Source organism: Hymenobacter puniceus (assembly GCF_014333525.1).
Lineage (GTDB): Bacteria > Bacteroidota > Bacteroidia > Cytophagales > Hymenobacteraceae > Hymenobacter.
The window spans coordinates 462,685-478,901 of the sequence record NZ_JACSCX010000001.1 but is presented as its reverse complement, the minus strand read 5'-3'; the positions used below and the strand labels follow the sequence as shown (position 1 = coordinate 478,901).

The window sequence follows — 16,217 nt, the reverse complement described above, 5'->3', positions numbered from 1 at the left end:
GCACTGCTGGCAGCGAATGCCGTGCCGAAACAGAAACGCCGACCCCACAGGGTCGGCGCTTTTGGAAACACGAGGCCTTTCGGGCCGCTACTGACGCGGGTAGTATTGCTGCAACAGCTCCAGCGCCTTGGCCGCCCGGGCCTGGTCACCGACTTGCTCGGCGGCGCGGTACACGCTCTGCAACCCGAGCAAATACGTCTGGTTCTCGATGTCGAACAGGGCCGGATTGTGCGTCTGATAGTATGCCAACGCTACCTGGGCGCGGCTGGTCATCTTATCCATGATGTCCTGGGCACGGGCTTGGTCGCCTACGGTCACCAGGGCCGGTACAAACTGCGGCGAGTAGTAGTCGTAGGGAATAGTGGCGTCGGGCATCACCTCGAAAGCTTTATCGAGCACTTCCTTGGCTTTAGCCTTATTGCCGTCGGCGAGGTAGGCATTGGCCAGGCGCGCGAACTTGTCGCGGTAGTTGGCCGGGAAGCGCAGGTGGTTTTCGTCGTAGAAAATGCCGGGCTTGTTGAGGTTGCGGAAAGCGAATTTCTTCATCATGTTCTCAAACATGAGGTCCTTCTGCACGTATCCTTCGTCCTGGCTGCGAGGCTCGTAGTTAGGGTCTTTGAGCGGCAGCACGCGGTAGGCCATGCCTTCGAGCTGGAAGTAGGGCTGCAGATTCATGAAGTCAGAACCGGCTACAGTGCTGGAGAAGTAGATGGGCCGCTTCCAGTTGTTGGTGGCCAGCATGTCCAGAATCACCAGGTTTTTCTTTTCGATGGCGCCCTTGCCCATGTCCCACTCCATGCGGCTCACCAGCTGCTTGCGGCGGTCGGCCGGCACGAGGCCCAGCTTTTCCACGGCGGCGGTGTCCACGTCGAGGTAGAACTTGCGGGTCGGAAACGACATCATGGACGGCGCGCCTTCGCCGTATGATACCTTCAGCAAATCACTGTTCTGCTTCACCAGATCAACGAATTGCTTGAGGTTTACTTCCTGTACAGCGGGGTTTTCGGCGTAGGGCAGGTAGTCGTTGGTGCCTTGCTTGTAGCGGTCGGCGGGCATGGAAATCGGCAGTGGCTGCGACTTGTAGGCGCGGCGGCGCATCTGCTCGATGTACCAGTCGGTATTCAGGTAGCTGAGCACGGCCACGCGCACGTCGGTGCGCACGCCTTCCACTTCTTGGGCGTACCAGAGCGGGAAGGTGTCGTTGTCGCCGTTCGTGAATACAATGGCATTCGGCTGCAGCGAGTTCAGCAGATTTTTGGCCGAATCCACGGAATTATAGCGGTCCGAACGGTCGTGGTCGTTCCAGCCCTGCGCCACCAGAATGGCTGGGGCCAGCAGGCCGATGGCACTGGCGGCAATGGCGCGGGCGGTATCGGCCTGTAGCACTTTACGCAGCAGCTCCGCAATGCCCAGCACACTCAGGCCAATCCAGATGGCAAAGGCGTAGGTGGCCCCTGTGAAGGTGTAGTCCCGCTCGCGGGGCTCGATGGGTGGCTGGTTGAGGTACACCACAATGGCCAGACCCGTAAACACGAACAGCAAACCCACAATGAAGGCGTTGCGCGAGTCGCGGCGGGCGTGGAAAAACAAGCCAATCAGACCCAGAATCAGTGGAATGGCGAAGAAGTTGTTGCGGGCCGGGCTGTCGGCCACGCGCTCCGGCAGGCCGGCTTTGCCCGCACTCCACGGCCACAAACCGCCCGACTGCTGAATGTCGCTTTCGCGGCCCACGTAGTTCCAGAGGAAGTAGCGCCAGAACTGGTGGCCCATCTGGTAGCGGAACAGGAACGAGAGGTTTTGGCCCATGGTTGGCTTCACGCCTTCCCGGATATCCACCCATTTCTGGTAGTTGTAGAGGTGCTCGGGTTGCGGGCTGTAGATGCGCGGCAGCAGCATTTTGTCGGCATCATCATACACGATGTTCTGGCGCTTTTCAGCCACTACGTATTTGTCGCCTTCGCGCACGTAGCGCGGGGCGCCGTCTTCGTAGCGGATCGGGCGGGCGTTGAACTGCGGGCCGTACAGTAGCGGCCGGTCGCCGTACTGCTCACGCTTGAGGTAGCTCACGAAGCTGAGCACGTCCTCGGGGTTGTTTTCGTTGATGGTCGGGTGGTAGCTGCTCCGGATCGGGATGATGAGGTAGCTGGTGTAACCAATCAGAATGAACACCAAGCTCAGCATAGCCGTGTTGACGAGGCGGCTACGCTTCTGAAACGAGTAGCGGAAGCCAAACCACAGCAGCCCAACAAACAGCACCAGGAAAATGATGATGCCCGAATTGAAGGGCAAGCCCGCTGTATTCACAAAGAACACCTCGAAGCTGCCCGCCAGCGTGGGCAAGCCCGGAATGATACCGGCCAGAATCAGACCCACAATCACCAGGCTGGTCACCAGCGTGATGACGCCACCCGCCGTAGTGGGATTTTGGGTGCGGCGGTAGTAGTAGATGAAGGCCAGCGCCGGCACCGCCAGCAGGTTCAGCAGATGGACGCCGATGCTTAGGCCAATGACGTAGGCAATCAGGATCAGCCATTTGTCGGAATCGGCCTCGTGGGCGCGGTTTTCCCACTTCAGCATGATCCAGACCACCGCCGCCGTGCACAAAGACGACATGGCGTACACCTCGCCTTCCACGGCGTTAAACCAGAACGAATCGGAGAAGGCGAAGCTTAGCGCGCCCACCACCCCGGCCCCCAGAATCAGCAACGTCTGGCCCTGGGTGGGCTCGGGCATGCCGGGCACCGTGTGGCCCGCTACCGGGCGGTGCAATACCAGCTTCTTGGCCAGCATCGTGATGCTCCAGAATAGAAACAGCACCGTAAACGAGCTGCTCAGCGCCGACAGCGCATTCACCAGCACCGATACCTTCGTCACGTCGCCGAACGAGAACAGCGAGAAGATGCGCCCCAGCAGCAGGAACGTAGGAGCCCCTGGAGGGTGCGGCACCAGCAGCTTGTAAGAGCAGGCAATGAACTCGCCACAGTCCCAGAACGAGGCCGTGGGTTCGAGCGTGAGCAGATAGGTGAGGGTGGCAATGGCAAAAACCAGCCAGCCCACTACGTCATTCAGGCTTTTGTAGGAACGCATACTTCTTAAGATAGAACGGGGCAAGCCCCGCCCGTCGTGGTGGCCCAATGAGGAATTGAGGGGATGCAGAAAGTAGAGAATGCCAAAAGTAGAGAATTAATCCGGCCGCGCCACACCCGTCTAAACGCCCAAAAGCCCGGCTGGCGTGCAAGGCGCACAAAAAAAAGCGGCCCGAGCAGTGGGCCGCTTTCTTCGGAAAGAAACAAAAGGAACAAGGTCAGTTCTGTAATACCAGCCGCTTGGTAGCTACTACTTTGTCGTGCAGCAGCAGGCTATACACATACATGCCAGCCGGCAGATCGGAGAGGTTCAGGGGCATGCCGTTGGTGGCCGCCTCAGGGCGCAGCGTAAACGTGCGCACTTCCCGCCCGATGATGTTGCTGAGGCGCAGCTTGTATTCGGTACCGGGCTTCTGGTTGACGGTCAGCATCACCATGCCCTTGCTGGGGTTGGGGTAAAGGCTGAGGCCTATGTTGGCGGCCTTGGCATCAAGCGTAGCCAAGGGCGAATTGCTTACCGTGATACTACCCACCATGCCCTGCCACGGCCCGCCCGGCGTAGCCTGGAACGCGTGCGGCTGGCAATGATAAGTGATGGTGCCCAGCGCGGTAAAAGGCCCGCGCGTAGCCGGATTGTTAGCCGATACGTTGAAGGCGTCGAAAGCCACCCCATTATCAGCTACCGATGGATGGAAGCCAGATACCCACTCCCAGCGTACTTGGTCGCCGGGCCGGATGGTAATGTTCTGGGGCGAATACACATTGGAACCGTCGGCGCCGCCTACCTGCACTACCACCGTAGCCGCGTAGCCCGTCAGCGAAGCCAGCAGCAGGCTTATTATCCCAAAAAAACGCGTAGAAAGTTTCATCTGATTCAAGGTAAGGGAACAACAGGCCGGCTGGTAGCTATTCCAAATATAGTGTTTTTGCACTGAAAGATGCAGTAGCCTTGTATGCTTTGCTTCGTTGCAGTAAACCAGCTAAATCAAGCACCATGCCTAACTAGGTGGTCTTGTTGGAAGCGTAGATGCCGATTGGAAGCAAATAGTTGCGCTAAGTTTAAAAGTAGCTTGCTGTTCAAGAAAATACGTTGTTGCTGCCGTCTGAGGATCAACAAAATAAAGGCCTTTTTGTAGCAGCTTTCAGTGCATTTTTTCCCTTAAAGCAAATAGCGTATTTCTTTGAGGTCAAAGTACCTCAGTTGGTCCTGTACCTGTAGCGCCAGACGGCCGGCATCATCAACTCCTACAATTGCGCCCAGGATCGGCTGGCCATCCACTTCGTAGCGGTGCAACTCCTGGTAGTGGTACAAGGCGTGAAGATAATCGTGGCGAAGGGCGGCAATGCGGCCACTGCGCAGCTGCAGGTAGCGCCGCTCCAGACACTCCAGCAGCCGCGAAGCCAGTGGTGCCAAGGAATAGGCGCGGCCAGTCAGCAACGACAAAGAAGTAGCCGTCGGTACTCCAAATTCCTGTTGGTTCACGTTTATACCAATTCCCACCACACTATGCTGAATCATTGTGCCCTTCAGCGTGTTTTCAATCAGGATGCCTCCCAGCTTCTGGTTGCCATACAGCAGGTCGTTGGGCCATTTCACGCGCAAAGAGTTGCCAAATCCCAGCAGTGTGCCAGCCCAGTCGTGCACGGCCAGCGCTACAGCCTGGCTGAGCAGAAATTGGTCTTGTGCCGCCAGAAAGGCGGGCCGCCACACCACCGATAGCGTCAGGTTTTCGCCGGGCTGCGCTTCCCAGGTGTTGCCTCGCTGGCCGCGGCCAGCGGTCTGTTTGTCGGTAACAACCACGCAGCCATCGGTGGCGCGGTTTTCGCCTAGCAGGTGGTGTGCTTCGCTGTTTGTGGAGGCACATTCAGGCAGCCAATGTACCTGGCGGCCCGTGAAGAGAGTATGCGGGGAAAGAGGCTCCACTTGATTTTCGTACTTTGTGACGTTCAAACCTAACAATACCCCATGAAAAGTACCCTGGTTCGACAGGATTCGGACAAGTTGGCAGATGTAGTCGTGCGCGGCATGCAAGAGAAAAAGGCGCTCGACGTCGTTGTGCTCAATCTCAAAGAACTTAAAAACGCCGTAGCAGATTATTTCATCATTTGCTCGGCTTCCTCGGATACTCAAATCGATGCCATTGCGCGCTCGGTGGAAGAAGAAGTGGAAAAACTTACCGGCCAGAACCCCTGGCAGACAGAAGGCCGCACCAACCGTGAGTGGGTGCTGCTCGACTATGTGGACGTGGTAGTTCACGTCTTCCTGCGCGACCGGCGCCAGTTCTATGCCCTCGAAGAGCTGTGGGGAGATGCTGAAATCCGCTACGTGGAAGAGGAAACAGTACCGGCGCGGTAAGGTAAAATCCGGCGGGCTGCGTCTGTTTCCCGGAACAAACGTTCGGGCGGGGTGTTCCGCCTTTGTTTTGTGCTCTAGCTAACTCCTATTCATGTCTGATAACACGCCCAAAAAGAAAAAGCCCATGCTGCCCACGCCTGCTCCCAAACCCGGGATGCAGCTGTGGCTGCTGGCTGGGTTGGTGCTGTTTCTGTGCGCCTGGTTGTTTTTCAACCAAAGCGGCAGCACAGTAGAAATCAACCAGCAAAAATTCGAGCAGATGTACGTCGCCGGCGACGTGCGCGACGTGAAGCTGCTCACCGACCGCCGCATGGTGGAGGTGGCGCTGCGCACTGAAGCCATCAAGTCGGGCCGCTACAACCAGCTGCTCAGCCGCCGCGGCCCGCTCACCCTGGATACCAGCCCGCAGTTCGGCTTTCAGGTAGTAGATGGCAAAACCTTCAAGGAGGATTTCGAGAAGCTGCAGGCCAACGTGCCGCTGGAAAAGCGTATCGGGCTCAGCTTCGACACGCGTACCGGCTACGGTGACCTGATTACTACGTGGGGCTTCACTATTCTACTGTTCGTGGGTTTCTGGTTCCTGATGCGCCGCATGAGCGGTGGGGCAGGAGCCGGCGGCCAGATCTTCAACATCGGTAAGAGCCGCGCGGCGCTATTTGATGGCGGTGACAAGGTGAAAATCACATTCAAGGACGTAGCCGGTCTGGAAGAAGCCAAAGAAGAAGTGCAGGAGATTGTGGAGTTCCTCAAGAACCCCAGCAAATTCACCATACTCGGCGGTAAAATTCCGAAAGGTGCGCTACTGGTAGGTCCTCCTGGTACTGGCAAAACGCTGCTGGCCAAAGCTGTAGCTGGTGAAGCCGACGTACCGTTCTTCTCACTGTCGGGCTCCGACTTCGTGGAAATGTTTGTGGGCGTGGGTGCGGCCCGGGTTCGTGACCTGTTCAAGCAAGCCAAAGCCAAGGCGCCGTGCATCATCTTCATTGATGAGATTGACGCCATTGGCCGTAGCCGCAGCCGCGGCAACGTGCCCGGCGGCAACGATGAGCGCGAAAACACGCTCAACTCGCTGCTGGTAGAGATGGACGGCTTTGGTACCGACTCTGGCGTTATCATCCTGGCTGCCACCAACCGCCCCGATACGCTGGACTCCGCGCTGCTGCGCCCTGGTCGTTTCGACCGCCAGATCAGCATCGACAAGCCTGATATCAACGGCCGCACGGAGATTTTCCAGGTGCACTTGAAGCCGATTACCCTCGGACCTGATGTGGAAGCCCGCAAGCTGGCGGCCATGACGCCCGGTTTCGCCGGCGCCGAAATTGCCAACGTCTGCAACGAAGCCGCCCTGATTGCCGCCCGCCGCGACAAGAAGATGGTGACCATGCAGGATTTCACCGATGCCGTTGACCGCGTGATTGGTGGTTTGGAGAAGAAAAACAAAATCATCAGCCCCGATGAGAAGCGGATTGTGGCTTACCACGAAGCTGGCCACGCCATTGCGGGTTGGTTCCTGGAGCACGCCGATCCGTTGGTGAAAGTGAGTATCGTGCCCCGTGGAGTGGCGGCGCTGGGCTACGCGCAATACCTGCCGCGTGAGCAGTTTCTCTACAACACCGAGCAGCTCACCGACGAAATGTGCATGACCCTGGGTGGCCGCGCCGCTGAGGACATCGTGTTCGGCAAGATTTCGACTGGTGCTCTGTCCGACCTGGAGCGTATCACCAAGATGGCCTACTCCATCGTGACGATGTACGGCATGAATGCCAAGCTCGGTAATATTTCCTTCTATGACTCGAAAGGGCAGAATGAGTATGGTTTCTCGAAGCCTTACTCGGAAGCTACTTCGCAGATGATTGACGAGGAAGTGCGCACCATCATCGAAAACGCCTACATCCGCACCAAGGAGCTGCTGACCGAGCGTCGGCACGAGCTGGAAGTGGTGGCCAAGGAACTGTTGGAAAAGGAAGTGCTGCTGCAGGATGACTTGGAGCGCCTCGTGGGCAAACGCCCGCACGGCGTGCAAACCAACTACCAGGCCCACATGGCCGGCACCGACCGCTCAGAAACCCTGAGTGAACGGAAGCAGGAGCACCCCGGCGTGCCGCTCAGCAACGACCTGCCCGACCTGAACCTGCCCGGCGTAGACGCCGACCGCCCTGGTTCAGCCGGCGCAACTTCCGAGCCCAGCGGCTCGGCCGTAACGCCGATGTAATCCGGCACGTTATTCTTATAACAGAAAAAGCCAGCCTTTAGAGGCTGGCTTTTTCTGTTTATAGCCGTCACGTACAGTAACCAGTAGCTGTATGTAGTGTGCGCTTTAGCGGGCAGCTTCAGCTATACGTGTTGTAAGGCAATACAGCTGAGCCTAAGTTTGACGCCAAGCTGTGTGCTGCAGTTTGCGTTTCTACTGACGCGCTTTGGCTTTGCCTTCCTGCGATGCTTGCGGCTTGGCTGCAGACTTAGCGCGACGCTGGAAGCCGGCCGAATACTCTGTGCTCTGACGCGTGGTGGCGTTGGCTTTTTGGTTGCGGCGGTTTTTCAGGTAGTCGCGAGCTTCTGTGTAGATTTCCGATTTGTGCTCGGCTTTGTCCATTACCACCTGATAGTAGCGGCGGGCAGCGGCTACGTTGTGCTCTTCATCGGCAATGCGGGCCAGGTTGTAGTTGGCGTGCACGTAGTAGCCGGGGCCCATTTGGTCGGTAACTTCCGAGAAGACGATGCAGCGCTGGAAGTACTCCTTGGCCTTGGAGTTGTTCTTGTACTTGTTGCGGTTCAGCCAGCCCAGGTAATAAGTAGCGTAGCGGCCGCCAAACCCTTCGTAACCAGGCATTCCGCGGTTGAGCTTGTCAAGAATATCAAGGCTAATCTGCTCACACTTGCGAAATTCACCGTTGTTGAAGCTGAGCATGGCGTAGCACCGCTCAAAGTAGCCATTGTCGGGGTAGGCAGTGTTGAGCTGGCGGGCTACCAATAGCGCGGCGGCGGGGTTGTTTTCTCGCTCACTGCTCAGGATTTTCAGTAGAAAAAACCGGGCCTCGGGTCCGGTGTAGAAGCCGTTGGCCGCTACACTACGAATCTGTTGGAGCCCCAGCTGGCGGTTGCCTTTCGGAAACAGCAGCAGGATTGGCCGCAGCCACGGGTGCTCCTCGGATATCCAAGCAGCGTAGTAGTTGAACATGCCCTGGCCCAGCAGAAACTCCGGGCTGAGGCCATTGGCTTCCTTGCTGCGCTCCAGATAATCGAGGGCGCGCTTGCTGCTGACGGTGGCTTTGCGCAGGTTGTGGCGCTCGGCATTCAGGCGGGCATCAAACCCATAAGCGGCTGCTAGGAAAAAGCAGGCCTCGTAATTCTTGTTGTCGAGTTCATATAGCCGCTCACCCTTGGTAATGGCCGTGTCCATGTAAGCAAAGAACAGCTTGTCGTGCAGCGGATTGGTAGCGTTGCTGGGCATAATCTTCCACCACTGGCTCAGCCCCATCAAAAAATAGGGCATAGGGTGCTGCGGGTAGCGCCGGCGCAACGACCTGAACTGCTTCTCGGCCTGGTCGTGCTTGGAATTGTAGAGGTTCGTGACAGCACCATCCAGCTCCGTTTGGATATCCTTGTCGAGCAGCAGCCAGCCTTTGGTATCCACAGCAGCTGGCGCCACGTCGATATTCTCCAGGGAGATGTTACGCATTCCATCTACCAGCGCACTGTCCGGCGTTTGGCCGGCAGCACGTAACCCAAGTAGGATGAAAGCCATCAGCAACCCAACAGCCCGGCACGAGCGTGTGGATTTCGAGATACTAGACAATACCTGTATAAAATAGTAATTTTTATCCATAGACCGAGTGGGTGAAAGACAAAATTAAGGCTATTTGGCTGGTTTTAGGTGTTCTAAGAGTTAAGAAATATAGGATATAATTCAGCGACCAGAAAATAGAGCAAGGGGAATTTTACAGAGCGGTAAGCAAAAGGTAGTCAAAACCCTATCTGATACTATTCCAATACCCGTAAATAGTCGGCCAACGCTGTAAACCATGATTTTACGGCATCCTCGGCAACTCTGGCAAGTCCCAAAATGGTCCAGGCATTTTGCTCTCTTGCAGCCGTATTCGATGGGCAAGTGGCCGGGCAGCTATTGGTCTGGGTGGTCTTGCTATCTTTGGGCTATGCCCGAATCGTCCCGCGACATTGTTCTGCGCCGCATCCGCGAAGCACTTCGGCAGCCGACGCCGCCTAAGTCCGCACCTAACTTCACGTCTCCGCTTCACCCAGCGGCCGCCGATGACCTGGCTGTTGCCTTTGCCGAAAGCTTTGTGCGTGTGGGTGGGCAGCTCTATTTCTGCGAGTCGGAAGAGCATTTCTACGACCAGCTTTTTGCCTACAAAAAAGAGAAAGAGCTCGACAACCTGTATGTATGGGAGCCAGAGCTGAAAAAGCTGCTGCACGCCGGTGGCCTCGTGTTTCGGCAGGATGAAGCTGATTTCCTGGCGCACGCCGATGCCGGCCTGACTACCTGCGAGGCCTTGGTGGCCCGTACGGGCAGCGTGCTGGTAAGCGCCGCCACTGCCAGTGGCCGCCGCCTCAGTATCTACCCCGACCAACACCTGGTGTTTGCGCGCACCTCACAAGTGGTAGCCGACATCGGCGACGCGCTGCAGCGCCTGCAAACCCACTACGGCCCCGACCATCTGCCGTCGATGATTTCCCTCACGACCGGCCCGAGCCGCACGGCCGACATTGAAAAGACCCTTGTGCTCGGCGCCCACGGCCCGCGCAGCCTCGCCCTGTTTTTGCTGGATGACGAACCCGACCCCGCCACCCCGCCTGCCTGATCTGGTGCTGCCGCCTGGCCGCCGAGTCTATTTTGCTTCTGATTTCCATCTTGGGGCTCCCGATGCAGCCAGCTCATTGGAGCGGGAGCGGCGCATTGTGCGCTGGCTAGACGAGGCCGCCAAAGACGCCGCCGCCATCTACCTGCTCGGCGACATCTTCGATTTCTGGTTTGAATACCGGCACGCTATTCCGCGGGGCTTTATCCGGCTGCAGGGCAAGCTGGCCGAGCTGACCGACGCCGGGCTGCCCATTATTTTCTTTACCGGCAACCACGATATGTGGATGTTCGACTACTTCACCAAGGAGTTGGGCATTCCGATTCTGCGGCACCCGGTGAGCCAGCAGATTGGCGGGCGCGAGTTCCACATCGGCCACGGCGACGGTTTGGGACCGAAGGACTATACATATAAGGTGCTGAAGCGCGTGTTTGCCTCGCCGATGTCGCAGTGGCTATTTGCGCGGCTGCACCCCAACCTGGGCATCGGCATTGCCAACCGCTGGAGCCGCCGCAGCCGCATCCAGAACGCCGAGGCCGATGCGCAGTATTTTGGCGAGGATGAGTGGCTGCTGGTGTATTGCCGGGAGCTGGAGCAGCGTTTTCACCACGATTACTACGTGTTTGGTCACCGCCACCTGCCGCTCGACGTATCGGTAGCACCCGGCAGCCGCTACGTAAACCTCGGTGAGTGGGTCAATTATTGCTCCTATGGCGTCTATGATGGTACGGACCTGGCGTTGCAGCATTTCGAAAAGGCCTGATTCAGCGCGTAAAGCCATGATCAGGGCAAGCGTTTTGCTGAAGAGTGTGGCCATGTTGGCGCTACTTGCCACGCAATGCCTCTCTCGGGCCACCGCGCAAACCACGGCCCCAACTCCTGCCTCAGTAGCACCGCCCGGCCGGCCAGCCCCGGCTACCGCGCCAGTTATAGCCCAGCAACCAGCAACTGCTACCGCCAGCGGTACTTGGCAGCTGGTGCGCACCCTTGCGCTGCCCCAGCCTGGGGTGGCGTCGCTGGACCGGCGCGGCAACCTCTACGTGGCCGACTCGCGCGACAATATCCACCAGTACGGCCCCGACGGGCAGGCGCTGAACGTGTATTCGCCGCCCCAGCCCGGGCACGTGGCGCAACTGGAAGCCTGGAATACCACCAAGATTCTGATATTCTACGACGACCGGCAGCAGCTAGTACTACTAGATAGGTTTGCGGCGCCGCTGGGCGAGTTCAACCTGCTCGATCTGCTCGACGGCACTGCCCGCGCGGCCACGCTGGCCCCCGACGACCGGCTCTGGCTGCTCAACGAGTCGGACCTGACGCTGCGGCAGTTTGATGCCGCCACCCGGCGCTTCACGGTTTCCACGCCCCTCGACCTGCTCATTGGCCGCTCCCGGCCTGATTTCCGGTTTTTGCGCGAGTACCAGAACAACCTTTATCTGGTGGACCGTGTGAACGGCATCTACGTGTTCGACAACCTCGGCAACTACCGCAAAAAGCTGCCGTTCCTGGGCCTGAACACCATCGGCTTCCGCGCCGATGAACTGTATTTCCTGGCCGACGGTGCCGTGCAGCTGTTCCATTTATACACGCTGGGCCAACGTACTGTAGCCTTGCCCACCGATGTGCCTGCGGCCGAAGTGCGCCAGGTGCTGCTGGGGGATAATTATGCCTACGTATTCACGAAGGAGGGCTTGCGGGTGTACAAGCTGTAACTGGCGAAGTCGAGCTATACACCCCAGAATGCGGGCTGCAAAGTATCGGTTTGAGCAAGCCGCTTCTTTCTTTTCTGCAAAAGCGCCGTATGGGTAGCTCGTATTCTTGTATTCACTCGGAAGAGCAGCAGCAATAAGCGTTGAGTGATGGTAGTTGAGAATCGGATGAACATTTGGTGCCTCAGAAGCCGGAATTATGTGGCTGCTACTGCCTGGCCGTACTTCTGGTAGCATTGGTTTTTTCCTAACTTTGAAAGAAGCCCCTGCCTTGTGCGTACGGGCTATTTTGTCGGTTTTAGGTGATAATCTGTATGGTACAACGGGCGTTGCGCATTTGGGCGAGTTTGGGATTAGCAGGACTACTGGCTGGGCCGGCCGTTGCGCAGCAAGCTTCCCGGGCTGCTGCCGGTAGCAAGCTGGCGCCGGGGCTGCTGGCGGCCCCGGCCAGCCGCGCCGCTTCTGCTTTGCCCAAAGTGCTTCGCCTGCAGGTGCAAAATGCCGCCGAATTCACCCGCTGGGCTCAACAGGCGTTGCCGGGCGTGCGCGTGCAGTTGCAAGCCAATAACCTGGTGACGGTTTCCGGCCTTAAAAGTGCTCAGCTGGAATTGCTGCTGGCATCGCCGCTGGTGGTGTTTGCTGATGTGCCCAACCGCCCTGCCCACGACGAGCGCCAACTCAACCAAGCCGACTTGGCGGTGAACAGCGTGACCCCTCTGCACCGCCGCTACCCCACGCTGGCCGGGCAGGGCCTGACGGTTTCGGTGAAAGAAAATCCGCTGGATGTCAATGATATCGACTTTAAGGGCCGTCTGGTAAATGTAGACCCGGCGGCCGTTACGGTGTCGGCACATGCCACTACTATGGCCACGCTCATTGCGGGCGGCGGCAACTCGGCGCCGGCGGGGCGCGGCGTGGCCTGGCAGGCGCGCATCACCAGCTCCAGCTACGACAACCTGCTGCCCGATGAGGCCGGCCAGCTGCAGCAGCGCAACGTGAGCGTACAAAATCATTCCTACGGCACCGGCATCGAAAACTACTACGGCCTGGAAACCCGCGCCTATGATGCCCAGGCCCGGCAGCTGCCGGCGTTGCTGCACGTGTTTTCGTCGGGTAATTCCGGCACCCAAACCAGTACTACGGGCGTGTATCGGGGGCTGGCCGGTGTGGCCAACCTTACCGGACAATTCAAGCACTCAAAAAACACGCTGAGCGTAGGCGCCACCAATGCCTTAGGCGAAGTAGCGGCCGGCAGCTCGCGCGGCCCCGCCCACGATGGCCGCATCAAGCCCGAGCTGGTAGCTTTCGGCGACGGTGGTTCTTCCGATGCGGCGGCGTTGGTATCGGGCATCAGCCTGCTGGTACAGCAGGCGTACCGTGAGCAAAATGGCGGCATGCTGCCATCGTCGGCGCTGGTGAAAGCCGTTCTGCTCAACAGTGCCGATGACGTAGGACGGCCCGAAGTGGATTTCGTGGCCGGTTTCGGCCAGGCCGATGCGCTGGGGGCCGTCCGGACGGTGCTGGACCGACACTATTTTCAGGCCAGCGTACGGCAGGGGCAAACGGTACCTTTCACACTGGTGGTGCCGCCCGGTACGCAGCAACTCAAGCTAACCCTGGCCTGGACTGACCCCGAGGCAGCCGCCAATGCCCCGGCAGCGCTGCTCAACGACCTGGATGTGCAACTCGCCGGCAACGGTGGTAGCTGGCAGCCCTGGACGCTGAGCAGCTACCCGCACCCCGACTCGCTAACTCAGCCTGCCCGCCGTGGCCCCGACCATCTCAACAATGTAGAGCAGATTACGCTCACGGCACCTGCGCCCGGCACCTATACGGTATTCATACGTGGCTATGCAGTAGCAGCAGGGCCGCAGGCATCCAGTGTGGCATATGAATTAGCTAGCGGCTTTGAGTGGCTGACGCCTACCAAACTGCGCAACGCACGGCCTGGCCAGCTCAACCGTCTGCGTTGGCAGTGGGCCGGCCCGGCTGCAAACGGCCAACTCCAGTATCGGGCGGTTGGGAGCACGGCGTGGCGGCCCGTGGCCACGGTGCCGCTGGCGGCACGCACCTTTGCCTGGGCTGCTCCCGATACCACCACGCTGGCTCAACTGCGGATGGTAGCAGGCCCCAGTGGCACGTTCGTGTCTGATACATTTGCGCTGGCTCGTCCGCTGCCCCTGAGCATCGGCTATACCTGCCCCGACGAAACGCTGCTGTATTGGCCGCGGGTGCCTGGTGCCACCCAGTACCAGCTTTACCGCTTGGGTGCTACCCATCTGGAGCCTTTCCGGCTAACCTCCGATACTGTGCATATTCTGCCGGGGAGTGCCGCCGCTACGCCACACTATGCCGTTGCGCCAGTATTCCGGGGACAAGTGGCCGAGCGCGGTACTACCATCGACCTGACTACGGCGGGTTTCAACTGCTACCTGCGTTCCTTTGTGGCCCGGCAGCCCGTGGCCGATACTGTGCAGTTGCTGGTAGAGTTGGGCAGCAATTTTCGGCTGCAGCAACTCAACCTGCAACGGCTGGAGCAAGGCGCCTGGCGCACGGTGCTCACGCAAAGTCCGGTTTTGCAGCTTCGTTTTACGCTCACGGACCTTACGGCTGCGCCCGGCTACAACCAATACCGTCTGGAAATGAAAGACAGCCAGGGGCGCTCGTTCTACAGCCAAACAGAGGTAGTGCTGCGGGTACGGCCGCAGGAAGTGCTGGTATTTCCGGTGCCGGTGGTGGCTGGCACCCCGCTCAATATAGTTGGTCCGGTTGGAGCTGCCCTTAACCTGCGCCTCTACGATAACCTGGGCCGCTTGCTGCAGCAAAGTTCCTTTTCCGGCACAATCAACTACATGCCTACTGCCGGATTGCGTCCGGGTACCTATCTGCTGCACATCGAAGCGGAGGGCAGCTCTCGCATAATCCGCCGGATTGTGGTGCTATAGTCTTGTACCGGCTGTAGCTGAGCGAATAACGGCGGAGGCCTGAGCGGCTATACGCGCAAACTCACATTCATCAGTCGCGCAAGCTGGCCTGCCGGAGAAATCAGGCAGCACAAGGCATTATGCCGAACCGGTTAGCGCACAAATCCGCCTTGGCGGGGCATTCTGTGAAGATAAGTCAGCAAGAATACTATGGCCGATGCTTTCCATGTCGTGTATTGTCTCTGTCTGTATCCTTCTCTAAATCGGTTGAAGCGGCAGACAAAGCCAGGGCACAGCCGCACAGTGCTGTAGGTAGCTGCTATAAATTCCCGGGTGCGAGTAGGCCTGCTATTGCACTAAAGCAACGAAATGATTTGGTAAGTACTTCAGGAGCACTATTCACCAACGAAAAACCCCTGGCTCCAAGTGGAACCAGGGGTTTTTTATGCATTTCTGCGCCAGTCCTTTCGTGGAGAAATCAGGCGGCCGCTAGCAATGCTTAGTACACGTAGTTGAGAGCTGTACGGTCGTTGGTGTTGAACGGGCGGTTAGCACCGCTGCCGATGCAGGCCAGCATCCACGAGTTCGGGTCGGGGCCGGATGGCGTGCCGGGGATGTATACAGCACCAACGGTGCTGGCACCCTCGTTCACAGCCGAGCCACCGCAGCTATACTGACGGCTCATGTAGTCGGTGTGGCGGAAGCCGATGCAGTGACCAACTTCGTGGGCCAGGATGGTGGCAATGTAAGTAGAGGCGTTAGCCGTGCCGATAGCGGCCGAGTTAACCTGTACCGAGCCGTAAGGATTGCCGCCGGAAGGGAAACCAGCGGAAGCGAGGTAGCTAGAGCCAGCTGGAGCAGCGCTCAGCACAATATTGCCGCCCGACGTTACGCGCGAAAAGCGCAGACGCAGGTTCTCGGCATTGTAGCGGCGGATCAGCTCGTCGGTAGCCGTAACGTAAGCCGATGGCAGGTTGGTGGAAACGCGGATGGTGATGGTGCGGGTGCCGCTCGAGGTGCTTACCAGGTTGTTGGTACGGTACTGCTCGTCTTGGCCTACACGTAGCATCGAATACTCGGGGGCGCTGTTCAGCATTTCATTGGTGAGCAGAATGTCGCCTTCCACCAGTACGCCACCTTCTACAGCTTTGGCGTCAGAAGTACCAAAGCCCAGGGTGCGGATCTGGCCGATGGTTTCTTCGGAGAGTTCATTTTTTGCCAAGACTTCTTGCTTCTTCTCGCAAGACGAAAGGGCCATTGTTGCGCCAAACAGCAGCGCCATCGGGGTAAGTAAACGGGGTGCTTTCATGAAAGGGGTTGAGTTG

General features: G+C 58.4%; 11 protein-coding genes. 6 read left to right on the top strand and 5 right to left on the bottom strand.

The window, feature by feature from the left end; all coding sequences use genetic code 11:
- Positions 1-87 precede the first annotated feature (87 nt).
- From H8B14_RS01955 to H8B14_RS01945, 3 genes are all read right to left on the bottom strand, one after another.
- Complete coding sequence (locus H8B14_RS01955; RefSeq protein ID WP_187313944.1) at positions 88-3,087, bottom strand: glycosyltransferase family 117 protein; 3,000 nt, start codon at positions 3,085-3,087, stop codon at positions 88-90.
- 217 nt (positions 3,088-3,304) lie between these two features.
- Positions 3,305-3,955, bottom strand: coding sequence for a T9SS type A sorting domain-containing protein (locus tag H8B14_RS01950; protein WP_187313943.1), 651 nt, complete (start codon positions 3,953-3,955; stop codon positions 3,305-3,307).
- Positions 3,956-4,245: 290 nt separating this feature from the next.
- The gene (locus tag H8B14_RS01945) at positions 4,246-5,010 is read right to left on the bottom strand and encodes a biotin--[acetyl-CoA-carboxylase] ligase (protein WP_315984792.1); all 765 of its coding nucleotides are present in this window, start codon (positions 5,008-5,010) and stop codon (positions 4,246-4,248) included.
- A gap of 42 nt (positions 5,011-5,052) precedes the next feature.
- Here H8B14_RS01945 and rsfS point away from each other — a divergent pair, with 42 nt between their 5' ends.
- Both rsfS and ftsH read left to right on the top strand, forming a co-directional pair.
- Positions 5,053-5,442, top strand: coding sequence for a ribosome silencing factor (rsfS, locus tag H8B14_RS01940; RefSeq protein WP_187313941.1), 390 nt, complete (start codon positions 5,053-5,055; stop codon positions 5,440-5,442).
- Between the two features lie 91 nt (positions 5,443-5,533).
- Positions 5,534-7,654: an ATP-dependent zinc metalloprotease FtsH gene (gene ftsH / locus H8B14_RS01935; RefSeq protein WP_187313940.1), complete on the top strand. Its 2,121-nt coding sequence runs from the start codon at positions 5,534-5,536 to the stop codon at positions 7,652-7,654.
- 192 nt (positions 7,655-7,846) lie between these two features.
- Here the strand turns inward: ftsH and H8B14_RS01930 are convergent, their stop codons facing one another.
- Positions 7,847-9,121: a tetratricopeptide repeat protein gene (locus H8B14_RS01930; RefSeq protein WP_187313939.1), complete on the bottom strand. Its 1,275-nt coding sequence runs from the start codon at positions 9,119-9,121 to the stop codon at positions 7,847-7,849.
- Positions 9,122-9,596: 475 nt separating this feature from the next.
- Between H8B14_RS01930 and H8B14_RS01925 the strand changes: the two genes are divergently transcribed.
- From H8B14_RS01925 to H8B14_RS01910, 4 genes are all read left to right on the top strand, one after another.
- Complete coding sequence (locus H8B14_RS01925; protein WP_187313938.1) at positions 9,597-10,262, top strand: LutC/YkgG family protein; 666 nt, start codon at positions 9,597-9,599, stop codon at positions 10,260-10,262.
- Positions 10,228-11,022: a UDP-2,3-diacylglucosamine diphosphatase gene (locus tag H8B14_RS01920; protein ID WP_187313937.1), complete on the top strand. Its 795-nt coding sequence runs from the start codon at positions 10,228-10,230 to the stop codon at positions 11,020-11,022. The genes H8B14_RS01925 and H8B14_RS01920 overlap by 35 nt, the downstream gene beginning before the upstream one ends.
- A gap of 52 nt (positions 11,023-11,074) precedes the next feature.
- Positions 11,075-11,971 carry an NHL repeat-containing protein gene (locus H8B14_RS01915; protein ID WP_187313936.1) on the top strand — a complete coding sequence of 299 codons (897 nt, stop codon included), beginning with the start codon at positions 11,075-11,077 and terminating at the stop codon, positions 11,969-11,971.
- Between the two features lie 344 nt (positions 11,972-12,315).
- The gene (locus H8B14_RS01910) at positions 12,316-14,913 is read left to right on the top strand and encodes a S8 family serine peptidase (RefSeq protein ID WP_187313935.1); all 2,598 of its coding nucleotides are present in this window, start codon (positions 12,316-12,318) and stop codon (positions 14,911-14,913) included.
- A gap of 478 nt (positions 14,914-15,391) precedes the next feature.
- Here H8B14_RS01910 and H8B14_RS01905 read toward each other — a convergent pair whose 3' ends face one another.
- A complete protein-coding gene (locus tag H8B14_RS01905) occupies positions 15,392-16,201 on the bottom strand; it encodes a M57 family metalloprotease (protein WP_187313934.1) in 810 nt (269 codons plus the stop codon).
- Between the last annotated feature and the right edge of the window lie 16 nt (positions 16,202-16,217).

Coding starts and splice junctions, on each gene's coding strand:
- H8B14_RS01925 (WP_187313938.1), top strand. CDS start 9,597: ATGCCCGAATCGTCCCGCGACATTGTTCTGCGCCGCATCCGCGAAGCA.
- ftsH (WP_187313940.1), top strand. CDS start 5,534: ATGTCTGATAACACGCCCAAAAAGAAAAAGCCCATGCTGCCCACGCCT.
- rsfS (WP_187313941.1), top strand. CDS start 5,053: ATGAAAAGTACCCTGGTTCGACAGGATTCGGACAAGTTGGCAGATGTA.
- H8B14_RS01950 (WP_187313943.1), bottom strand. CDS start 3,955: ATGAAACTTTCTACGCGTTTTTTTGGGATAATAAGCCTGCTGCTGGCT.
- H8B14_RS01930 (WP_187313939.1), bottom strand. CDS start 9,121: ATGCGTAACATCTCCCTGGAGAATATCGACGTGGCGCCAGCTGCTGTG.
- H8B14_RS01905 (WP_187313934.1), bottom strand. CDS start 16,201: ATGAAAGCACCCCGTTTACTTACCCCGATGGCGCTGCTGTTTGGCGCA.
- H8B14_RS01955 (WP_187313944.1), bottom strand. CDS start 3,087: ATGCGTTCCTACAAAAGCCTGAATGACGTAGTGGGCTGGCTGGTTTTT.
- H8B14_RS01920 (WP_187313937.1), top strand. CDS start 10,228: ATGACGAACCCGACCCCGCCACCCCGCCTGCCTGATCTGGTGCTGCCG.
- H8B14_RS01915 (WP_187313936.1), top strand. CDS start 11,075: ATGTTGGCGCTACTTGCCACGCAATGCCTCTCTCGGGCCACCGCGCAA.